We start from the raw sequence: 10,950 nt of genomic DNA, 5'->3' as shown, positions 1-10,950 counted from the left end.
TTAGGCACGCCGCCAGCGTTCATCCTGAGCCAGGATCAAACTCTCCGAAGAAATGTTTGACTTGCTCAATTTAAAAACAAAAATTAACGTTGACGTTTGTCGCTTTGTTCAGTTTTCAAAGTTCAACCGCCGCTCTTAAGCGACTTTTTAATCTTACCAGTTTACCTCTTTCTTGTCAACAACTTTTTTAAGAAGTTTTTTCAAGTTTTTGATAAATTTAGTATCGCTCATTGGCGACGTATATAAATTTACCACGGATATTTTAAAGCGTCAATAGATTTTTTAAAATAAATCGTGTTTTTTTAGAAAAACCTTTTATCTAGGCTTTAAAGTCATACGTCAGGGTATCTATACGTGATAACCATACCGTATCAGATACCCTTTATCTCTCTATCATTTCGCCACATAGTGTCTATGGTACAAACTCTTTCCTTTGGTTTCTACTTTTTTTACCATAATGATATCTTTTTCAATTAAAAACTCAAGGAGTATTCCTAAATCAATAGCATAAGGGCGTATTTCGGGATGATGAACAAGTTCATTAAACGTCCATTCCTGCTTTTCACTTTTCATAATATGAATAAGATGCTTCGCACCCAATTCAGTTTTTTTATTTACTAGAAATTCACTTGCTAAGAAAAGCAGCTCTAAACGCTTGCTAACCTCTTCTTGACTAATAATTAGCTCTTCGTAAAGGCGATGAATTTCAGGTTCTATTTTTTTCACTTGGTTCCATACTGTCACTTCTGGGTGAAATCCATTTTCCAGCACAGACAGTCGTGCTAAATGATGAAGAGCATGAATGACATGATTGAATGCATCTAAATAATGATTAGACGTATAGAAGTCTTTTCCTTCTTTAAATCGGCGAATCAACTTAGCAAACTCGACACCTATTCTCTTTGTCCGATCTTCTCTAGGGAAATCAATTAAGCGTTTCTTTAAGTTTTCCATATATTCATTTCGATCAAATAGCACTTTACCATTTAAGATCCAATCAATAATACGGCGGTTCGTCCCATTCATAATCCATTCACTCATTTGCTGTTCAGAAGCCATATAAAGTGCCGCACGCTCATTTTCATATTCGTATTGTTTAATAAAAAGAGAAGTTTCTGTGGTTTTGGTCACAATAAATAAAATAGCGTCCAAATTATCCGTCACTGGAGATTCTGATTTCTTTTTTTCAATCAGTAAAATACCTAGTGTGTCTTTATTGCTAGCTCTTTCTTGATATATTGGCCGTAAAACATCTTCCATTTTGAGCTCTCCTAACTGTAATAAACAAATATTTTTCAAAATTTTAAAGGCTATGGACTAAGATTTCTTTTTATATTATATACGATGTATAACGGATATCCCACTCAGAATTATGGAAATCATTCAGAAAGCTCAAAAACCAACGATAATTTTCCGAAGATTCAATTTTTATTATGATTCACTGTCTCACTCTGTGATATATTGGTAACAGGGGGGATACTGATGGGGATAAAGTATTCAAATAAAATTAACAAGATTCGCACGTTTGCACTCAGCCTGATCTTTGTTGGTTTCATTGTTATGTATGGGGGAATTTTCTTTCGGTCTTCAGTCTGGCTAATGACTATTTTTATGCTTCTGGGGTTGCTGTGTATCGTAGCCAGTACCGGCGTTTATTTCTGGATTGGCATGCTTTCTACAAAAGCGGTTCAAGTAACCTGCCCTACATGTCAAAAGCAAACAAAAATGCTAGGGCGCGTAGATATGTGTATGTATTGCAACGAGCCGCTTACGCTTGACCGGTCTCTTGAAGGAAAACAATTCGATGAGAAGTATAATAGAAAAAAACAAAAAGAAAGCTGATAGTATCACTACTATCAGCTTATTAATGCGCTTTTTTAGCCGTACAATCAGGACACGTTCCGTAAATTTCCATTCGGTGGTGACTAATATCAAAGTCAGTAATATGAGCAGCCAGCTTTTCTACTTCGTCTAAACCAGGATAATGAAAATCCACAATTTTTCCGCAGCTTTCGCAAATCACATGGTAATGCTCTGTTGTAACATAATCAAACCGGCTTGATGCATCACCGTATGTTAGTTCCTTTACAATACCTACTTCGCGAAATACTCTTAAATTATTGTAAACGGTTGCTACACTCATATTTGGAAACTTACCTTCCAGCGCTTTATAAATATCATCTGCTGTTGGATGTGTCATGGAATTGATTAAATACTCTAAAATAGCATGACGTTGTGGTGTAATACGAACGCCAGTACCTTTTAACGTTTCAAGGGCTTCTTGTAAATGATTTGACACGTCATGCACCCCTCTTCTGTAAGTATTATTACTTTATAATTCTTATAATTAGTCTACATGTTTTACCCACGTTTTGTCAACTTGATGCCTATTCCTATTTTATGTAATAAGTAAAAACTATTCATATATTTTATGAAAAAAAAGAAGTGTGGAAATTAATCCACACTTTTAAATATATTAACATCTGAGGAGGTATGCCCTACACTGATATTGTATGTTCAAAGACTAAAACTGCTCTAGTTATCTGCCTGTTTTTATGCCATTTTTTCTTTAATAAATGATAAAGCTTCTTCCACATGCCCTTTCACTCGAACCTTGCGATACTCTTTTACGAGCGTTCCTTCTTTATTAATGATAAAAGTGGAGCGTTCAATGCCCATATATTCTTTTCCAAAGTTTTTTTTCAGTTTCCATACTCCATACTCTCCAGCTACGCTGTGATCTTCGTCAGCTAAAAGTAAGAACGGAAGGCCGTGCTTATCAATAAACTTATGGTGTTTGTCGATTGGATCCGGGCTCACCCCTAGAATCACCGCATCTAGCTCTTCAAAATTTTCATGCTGATCTCTGAAATCACAGGCTTCTGTTGTACAGCCTGGCGTCATATCTTTCGGATAAAAATACAGCACAACGTTTTTCCCTTTCATCGACGCTAGTGATACTTGCTCTCCATTTGTAGACATCAATACAAAATCGGGTGCTTTTTCTCCAACTACAGCTGTCATATTTATCTTCTCCTTTACGCTTTTCATTTTCTTTGAATAGCGTACCCAATATTAGATAAGATGACAAGTTTAAGTGCGGGTAACAGTTCGCATCACAAAGATTGCAGGCATAATATAGCCGATAAACGCTTCAAAAGTTGCAAATAATTTCCCAATTCCAACCGGATACATATCTCCGTATCCTACTGAAAATAACGTCGCTGCGCTGAAATACATGCTGTTAAACAGCGTATAAAAATAATGACCTTCATGTTCAAACCCTCCGCTTAACACTGGAATACTCCCCATCTCACACACTGTATAAATAAGGCTGAATCCCAATAAAACTGTAATATATGAATAAAACAAGACAAAGAAATGACCAATTGAGAAAAAATGAAATTCTCCAAGTTCTTTTTCAAAGAGAAACTTCATACTACCAATTACAAAAACAATGATAACGAGGATTAGAAAAATAACCATCATTCTACTCCTTTAATTTATACTCTACTACCACTATACGCGTGTTCTTGTCCATTCATTACTACTCCGAAGCCACGAAAAAGAGCAGGCATTTAATTGCCTGCTCCTCTGTATTTTTTGACACCTGTATTCCATAAGAAGATAGAGATTGTAAAAAAGACGATTCCCATCACTGGGGTTAAAAATGCATATCCGTACCATTCTGACCTTCCTAAGAAATAAGCAGCTGGATATACGCCTACAAATGCAAAAGGAAGAATCCACGTTAAAACATATCGGATGACATTGTTATAAATATCTACAGGATACCTTCCGTAGTTTCCAATATTATAAATAGTAGGCATAATAGAGGTTCTGGCATCCGACCAGAAGCCGATGCTTGCTAAGGCGATGAAAATCCCTGCGTATACAAGCGCTCCTCCTAGAATAAATAATAGAAAAATAAAAACATCATACCACTGGAAATGAAGATGTAAAGAAGACGCAGCGTAAGCCATGACGGCAATCCCTGTGACACCACCAAACAATGATTCTAGTTCCATCCGCTCTAAAATAACTTGAAACAAACTGTGAATAGGCCTCGTTAAAATTCGGTCCATTTCTCCTTTAACAATGTAGCGCTCGTTGAAATCCCAAATGTTAAAGAAAGACGAAAAAATAGCAAAAGGGACCAAAAAGAAACCATAAATAAAGATAATTTCCTCTCGTGACCATCCGTGCAGCGATTGAGTATGTCCAAATACGACTAAAATAAAAATTAAGTTAACCGTTTGAAATAATAAGTCCGATATGACTTCAACTACCATGTCGGTACGGTACTGAAGCCTTGTTTTCATATATTGACTAATGTACTGAAAGAAAATCGAAAAATAAAACATTTTCATAGACTACCCTCCTTGAATAACCATTTTTTTCTTCGCTATGTTCCACAAACATGCAATAGGGATAAATAGAAGTCCGGACCAAACTGCTTGTGTGATAAGAGCATTTATTACTTCCTGCCCTTTAAATCCATTTGTGAAAATCATGCTCGGAATATAACTAATGGCCTGAAAAGGGAAATAGCTCATAATATGTTGCGCCCAGAAAGGATAGAAACTGATCGGCAGGAGAAGTCCTGAAAACAAATCAATAACAACGCGCTTCGCTCGAATGAGTCCATCGTTGTTAAAGAGAAAGAAAGTCGTAATACCCGTTAATAAATTAATTTGGGTATTAATAATGAAACTAAAAATTAAAGACAGTCCAAAATAAAGCCATGTTGCTGCATTTGCTGAGAACTGTACTGGAAATAAAAACGCAACAATAATCATACCGGGCACTGAGAAAAACAGCAGCCGAAAAATCCCTTCTCCCAGTCCTTGCATCGTTTTCATACCAAGGTAGCTATAAGGCTTAATTAACTCTACTGCCACTTTGCCATCTTTAATTTCCATTGCCATTTCACGGTCAATGTTATTAAAATAAAAGGCTCTTGCCATCCATGAAACTGCTACATACGTTGTCATTTGGGTAATGGATAACCCTTGAATATTCTCTTTTCCTCCATAAATAGCGGACCATAAAAAGTAGTAAGCACCAATATTAATCGCATAAATCAATATTCCGCTGTAATAATTCGTCCGATACGCCAGCATCATTAAAAAGCGAATGCGTATCATCTCTATATATTTATCCATTCACAACACCTTCTTCATAAATGTTGCGGATGATTTCTTCCGTTGAAATTTCTTCAATATTAATATCACTGATTTCATGCTTTGCCACCACTTTAGCAATCAGCTGAGACATTAAGTCCCCTTTATTTTGAAGCTGCGCTGTCCACAAATATTTTTGATCACCTTCAATCCAGTTAACAGGCATCCCTTGCGTCAATAGCTTCAACTGCTCTGTATTTGGCGCGGTTCCAAATTCAAACGTAACTTGTTTAAGGTCTCCCCAATTCGAACGCAGCTTTTGCAGCGAACCGTCATAAATAATACTGCCTTCATCGAGCATTACAACGCGTTCACATAAAGCTTCAATATCTGCTAAATCATGTGTCGTAAGCAAAATCGTCGTATTATATTTTTCATTAATTTCTTTTAAAAATTGGCGGATTTTTAATTTAACTAGTACATCTAAACCGATCGTCGGTTCATCTAGAAATAGAAGCGGCGGATTATGAATAAGAGCAGCAGCCAGCTCGCACCGCATTCTTTGACCTAGAGAAAGCTTTCGCACCGGCTTATCTAGCAGCGGTCCAATATCCAAAGTTTGAATAACGTGCTCCATATGAGCGTTATAATCTTCATCTGACACTTTGTATACTTTTTTTAACAAGCGGAAAGATTCTTGTACGGCAATATCCCACCACAGCTGAGAACGTTGACCAAAAACAACTCCAATCGTTTGGGCAAACTTCTCCCTTTCTTTATGAGGGTTCATTCCATTTACGGTAATCTCGCCTGAAGTAGGAGTTAAGATTCCTGTCAGCATTTTGATTGTGGTCGATTTCCCCGCTCCGTTTTCTCCTATATAACCTACCATTTCCCCTTGTTTTACGGTAAACGAAATATCGTTCACAGCTTTCATAACTCTATAATTACGGGTAAATAAATCCCTGAATGCCCCTTTAAGGCCAGAGCGGCTAGAATAAGCTTTAAATTCTTTCCGAAGTTGATTCACCTCAATAGCATTTTTCATTGTATTCCCTCCGTTACGTCGACGTATTAGTGGTTTCTTTTATTGTTTCCGGTGCCCTTGCTAGCAACTCCTCTAAGAGACGAGGAACTATTTTCTAGCAGTTAGCTCACAAATTTCTATCATACACGTTCTCGAATGTTTTTCAAGAAACAAATAAGTTTGATAGAATAAAGAAGTTGAATTTTTCATTAGGAGGCATAACATGCAATTTACAAAATCAGAACAATTACACGCTGAAGCGCTCGAACATATTGTAGGCGGCGTTAACAGCCCTTCACGTTCATATAAAGCCGTAGGAGGCGGAGCACCTGTTGCAATGGAAAAGGCAAGCGGGGCTTATTTCTGGGACGTCGATGGAAATAAATATATTGACTATTTAGCAGCTTACGGTCCTATTATTACGGGGCACGCTCATCCTCATATCACGAAAGCTATTACAAAAGCAGCTGAAACGGGGGTTCTTTACGGTACTCCAACTGTTCATGAAGTCACATTTGCTAAAATGCTTAAAGAAGCGATGCCCGCATTAGATAAAGTGCGCTTCGTCAACTCTGGAACAGAAGCCGTTATGACAACGATCCGTGTAGCACGCGCTTATACTGGACGCGATAAAATTATTAAATTTGCAGGTTGCTATCACGGTCATTCCGATCTTGTATTGGTGGCAGCTGGATCTGGTCCTTCTACACTCGGCACTCCTGACTCTGCTGGTGTACCAAAAAGTATCGCTAACGAAGTCATCACAGTTCCTTTTAACGACATCGAGCCTTACAAGGAAGCATTAGAAAAATGGGGCGATCAAATTGCGGCTGTTTTAGTAGAACCAATCGTTGGAAACTTTGGAATTGTTGAGCCAGAACCTGGCTTTTTAGAACAAGTCAACGAATTAACTCACGAAGCTGGAGCGCTTGTTATTTATGATGAAGTTATTACAGCGTTTCGCTTTATGTACGGCGGAGCTCAAGATTTACTTGGTGTAAAGCCCGATCTAACTGCATTTGGAAAAATCATTGGCGGCGGTCTTCCAATCGGAGCCTACGGCGGTAAGAAAGAAATCATGGAAAAAGTGGCGCCGCTTGGACCCGCTTATCAAGCAGGTACAATGGCAGGAAACCCAGCTTCTATTCTTTCTGGGATTGCTTGTCTGGAAGTACTAAAGCAAGAAGGCGTTTATGAACAGCTGGATAAGCTAGGGGCGATGCTCGAAGAAGGTATTTTAAAACATGCTCGTACATATAACATGCCTATTACAATCAATCGATTAAAAGGCGCTCTTACCCTCTACTTTACAACAGAAACGGTCAAAAACTATGAACAAGCAGAAAATACAGACGGCGAATTATTCGCACGCTTCTTTAAACTAATGCTCCACCAAGGTGTCAATTTAGCTCCTTCGAAATATGAAGCCTGGTTCCTTACTACAGCTCATACAGAACAAGATATTACCGACACATTAGAAGCCGTGGAAAAAGCATTTAAACAATTAAGTGAAGAACGCTAATTTTTAAGCTAAAGCACTCATTTTCAAATGAGTGCTTTTTTGTCTTATCTTTGAGTTTTCTTATAGAACTTCCTCGCCCTTCATAACCATTTCTTACGCGTCATCTTTTTTTTGTCAGCCTGTCGAAAAATCCCGAGAAATACCCTTATTTTTCTGCTTGTTTTCTCTTGATATCCATTCTTAAACCTTGTATAGTATGTTATTGTTTATATTATTTCCAACAGGTTATGTAATAAAGAAGGATTGATTTTTGCAATTTATCATTTGTTTTGGGGAACATTCTTCATAACGAAAAAACTTTTTTACAGAAAGGAACTACGAACGCACATGAAACTTGGTGCCCGCATCTTAAAAACGGGAATTGCCATTACACTTTCATTGTTATTAGGTGAATTTCTAAGTTTACCATCTCCAATATTTGCGGCAATTGCGGCAGTTTTTGCAATTCAACCGTCTATTTACAGATCTTATTTAACAATATTGGAGCAAATACAGGCGAATGTGATTGGAGCTGCTTCTGCAGTTTGTTTTGGACTTATTTTTGGTACCCATCCCATCATTATTGGTTTTACCGCTGTTGTTGTCATCGCAGTCAACTTAAAATTACGTATTAATAATACAATTGGGCTTGCGCTTGTGACAGTAATTGCAATCATGGAAAATCCAGGAGATAATTTCGTTGAATATGCGCTTATACGCTTTGGTACAGTGTTACTTGGGGTATTCTCAGCATTTATTGTCAATCTTATTTTTATTCCGCCAAAGTATGAAACAAGATTGTATTATAAAATTGTAAGCACAACGGAAGAAATTATTAAATGGATTCGTATGAATCTTTATCACGCATCTGAGCACACATTGTTAAAAGAAGACATAGAAAAAATGAAAGACAATGTGGCTAAAATGAATCAAATCTTTGATTTCTACAAAGAAGAACGCACTTATTCAACCAAAAAACGTTTTGTTAAGTCACGCAAGCTCGTTTTATTTCGTCAAATGATTACCGCTACAACACGCGCTCTTACAACCCTGAAACTACTTCACCGAGTAGAAAATGACCTTCAAGTCATGCCGCAGCAATTTCAAGATTTAATCAAATCTGAAGTTGAGTGCCTGTTAATGTATCATGAGCAAGTATTATTAAAATTCATTGGGAAATTACGCGTACAGCCAACCACTACTGTACCAAACGAAGCCTGCGTTGGAAAACGAGCTTTAATCGATAAATTTATGCAGTACAAAATATACGATAATGATGAAGAGAATAAGGTTATTTATCATATCTTCCCTTTAATTTCCGTCATCATTGAGTATAGTGAAGAGTTAGAGCATCTTGATAAGCTGATTGATACGTTCCAAAACTATCACAAAGATGCTAACTCATTTGATATTAATCATCAGCGACAAGAAGATTAAAAACACCACCTATTGTTAGCCAATAGGTGGTGTTTTTAAATTGTATCAAGCTGCTGAACGTTAAAGAGCTGATAGTAATGACCTTTTTTCTTAATTAACTCCTCATGAGAACCTCGTTCGACTACTCTTCCATTTTCTAAAAGTACAATTTCATCAACATGAGTAATTGTAGATAAACGATGGGCTACAATGAAAGTCGTACGGTCTTTTGCTAGTTCAGCTAACGCTTCTTGAATATAGTGCTCACTTTCCAAATCTAGAGCTGAAGTGGCTTCATCAAAAATAAGAATAGCTGGATTTTTTAAAAATACGCGCGAAATGGAAATACGCTGCTTCTGTCCCCCTGACAGCTTCATTCCCCGCTCTCCCACTTTTGTATCATATCCTTCGGGCAAATTCATAATAAAATCGTGGGCATTTGCGGCTTTTGCTGCAGCAATTACTTCTTCATCTGTCGCTTCTGGCTTTCCAAGCAGTATATTGTTTTTAACCGTGTCACTAAACAACACCGTATCCTGCAGGACGATTCCAATCTTATCTCGCAGGCTGCGTACTTTATAGGTTTTGATATCAATGTCATCAATGAGAATTTTACCCTCTGTCACATCATAAAAGCGCGGAATTAAGCTGATAAGCGTGGATTTCCCTCCTCCGCTCATTCCAACAAACGCGACGGATTTTCCTTTTTCTACATCTAAATTAATATCATGAATCACAGGTTTTTCTTCTTCTTCATAAGCAAATGAAACGTGCTCAAACTGAACTTTTCCATGAAGCTCAGTGCATTCTTTTGCATCTTTTTTATCTGTAATATCATATTCTTCATCAATGAACTCAAACACCCGGTCCATAGATGCAACAGACTGCGTGAGCGTAGTCGATGAATTGACCAAGCGACGAAGCGGATTATACAAGCGGTCAATGTAGGCCACAAATGCTACCATCGTTCCTACGCTAAGACTTTCCGTGATGACTTGATATCCAGCAAATGTAATCACGATTAAAGGCGCCAAATCGGTAATGGTATTCACTACTGCAAATGTTTTTGCATTCCAATTCGTATGATTGATTGCTTTTTGTAAGAAATTCGAATTTTGCTTATCAAATTGTTTCTGCTCATGAGGCTCAATAGCAAAGCTGCGAATAACAGAGATCCCTTGAACTCTTTCATGTAAGTGCCCCTGCACTTCCGCTAAAGCCTGCGAACGGACTCTTGTTAAATGACGAAGACGACTGTAAAAATATTTTACAGAGAACGCATAAACCGGCAGCAAAATAATCGATACCAGTGTTAAAGGTACATTCATCGTAAACATAATCACAATGGCTATTACAATCGTCATCATATCAAGCCATACATTCATTAAGCCTGTGATAACAAAGTTTTTTGTTTGCTCTACATCATTGATGACTCGTGAAATCACTTCACCCGCTCGAGTATTTGCATAATAACGTAAGCTAAGCTTTTGAATATGGCTAAACAGCTGGTCCCGAATATCATATAATACTTTGCTCGATACCCACTGAGCATAATACTGCCTGTAATATTCAATGGGAGGTCTTAACACTAAAAATATAACAAACGAAATCCCCATAATCGTCACCATTTTATGAACTTTTTCAGAGGAAGACATGCCATGTCCATTTACGATATCGTCCAAAACATATTTCAAAAGCAGCGGAATTAATAAAGGAATAGCAAATTTAATAATACCAATTAATACAGTGCCGACAATTTGCCATTTGTATGGCTGTACAAACTTCATGTAGCGTCTTATACTTCCCATAAAATCTCCCCTTTCTATCTATGAGGGCAAGCTTTCTTAGTATATGTACACGCGTCGATTTTTTAGTGCTTTTAT

General features: G+C 37.4%; 11 protein-coding genes. 3 read left to right on the top strand and 8 right to left on the bottom strand.

Translation table 11 applies throughout. From position 1 onward, the window contains the following. Positions 1-393: 393 nt before the first annotated feature. Complete coding sequence (locus SB717_RS21650) at positions 394-1,260, bottom strand: nucleotidyltransferase-like protein (protein WP_074682701.1); 867 nt, start codon at positions 1,258-1,260, stop codon at positions 394-396. A 222-nt stretch (positions 1,261-1,482) separates the two neighbouring features. On the opposite strand from SB717_RS21650, the gene SB717_RS21645 reads away from it, so the two are divergent. After that, on the top strand, positions 1,483-1,842 hold the full coding sequence (locus SB717_RS21645) for a YgzB family protein (protein WP_014461817.1): 360 nt from the start codon (positions 1,483-1,485) through the stop codon (positions 1,840-1,842). Positions 1,843-1,864: 22 nt separating this feature from the next. Here SB717_RS21645 and perR read toward each other — a convergent pair whose 3' ends face one another. The 6 genes from perR to SB717_RS21615 all read right to left on the bottom strand — a co-directional run bounded on the left by perR (position 1,865) and on the right by SB717_RS21615 (position 6,171). After that, on the bottom strand, positions 1,865-2,299 hold the full coding sequence (perR, locus tag SB717_RS21640; RefSeq protein WP_013055172.1) for a peroxide-responsive transcriptional repressor PerR: 435 nt from the start codon (positions 2,297-2,299) through the stop codon (positions 1,865-1,867). 254 nt (positions 2,300-2,553) lie between these two features. Further along, the gene (bcp, locus tag SB717_RS21635) at positions 2,554-3,024 is read right to left on the bottom strand and encodes a thioredoxin-dependent thiol peroxidase (RefSeq protein ID WP_410904652.1); all 471 of its coding nucleotides are present in this window, start codon (positions 3,022-3,024) and stop codon (positions 2,554-2,556) included. A 69-nt stretch (positions 3,025-3,093) separates the two neighbouring features. Beyond that, positions 3,094-3,486, bottom strand: a complete 393-nt coding sequence (locus SB717_RS21630; RefSeq protein ID WP_013081554.1) for an ion channel — start codon at positions 3,484-3,486, stop codon at positions 3,094-3,096. Between the two features lie 92 nt (positions 3,487-3,578). After that, positions 3,579-4,364 carry an ABC transporter permease gene (locus SB717_RS21625; protein ID WP_074682709.1) on the bottom strand — a complete coding sequence of 262 codons (786 nt, stop codon included), beginning with the start codon at positions 4,362-4,364 and terminating at the stop codon, positions 3,579-3,581. Between the two features lie 9 nt (positions 4,365-4,373). After that, a complete protein-coding gene (locus SB717_RS21620; protein WP_043977886.1) occupies positions 4,374-5,165 on the bottom strand; it encodes an ABC transporter permease in 792 nt (263 codons plus the stop codon). After that, positions 5,158-6,171, bottom strand: coding sequence for an ABC transporter ATP-binding protein (locus SB717_RS21615; protein WP_074682699.1), 1,014 nt, complete (start codon positions 6,169-6,171; stop codon positions 5,158-5,160). Before SB717_RS21615 ends, SB717_RS21620 begins: the two co-directional genes overlap by 8 nt. A 202-nt stretch (positions 6,172-6,373) precedes the next feature. Between SB717_RS21615 and SB717_RS21610 the strand changes: the two genes are divergently transcribed. Next, positions 6,374-7,672, top strand: a complete 1,299-nt coding sequence (locus SB717_RS21610; protein WP_074682697.1) for a glutamate-1-semialdehyde 2,1-aminomutase — start codon at positions 6,374-6,376, stop codon at positions 7,670-7,672. Positions 7,673-7,999: 327 nt separating this feature from the next. Beyond that, complete coding sequence (locus SB717_RS21605; protein ID WP_074682695.1) at positions 8,000-9,088, top strand: FUSC family protein; 1,089 nt, start codon at positions 8,000-8,002, stop codon at positions 9,086-9,088. A gap of 35 nt (positions 9,089-9,123) precedes the next feature. Here the strand turns inward: SB717_RS21605 and SB717_RS21600 are convergent, their stop codons facing one another. Then, the gene (locus SB717_RS21600) at positions 9,124-10,875 is read right to left on the bottom strand and encodes an ABC transporter ATP-binding protein (protein ID WP_074682693.1); all 1,752 of its coding nucleotides are present in this window, start codon (positions 10,873-10,875) and stop codon (positions 9,124-9,126) included. Positions 10,876-10,950: the final 75 nt, after the last annotated feature.

This window comes from Priestia sp. SIMBA_032 (assembly GCF_046535215.1).
In the GTDB taxonomy this organism is placed as follows: Bacteria; Bacillota; Bacilli; order Bacillales; family Bacillaceae_H; genus Priestia; species Priestia aryabhattai.
The sequence above is the reverse complement of the archived record's forward strand: the minus strand, read 5'-3'. Positions and strand labels throughout refer to the sequence as shown.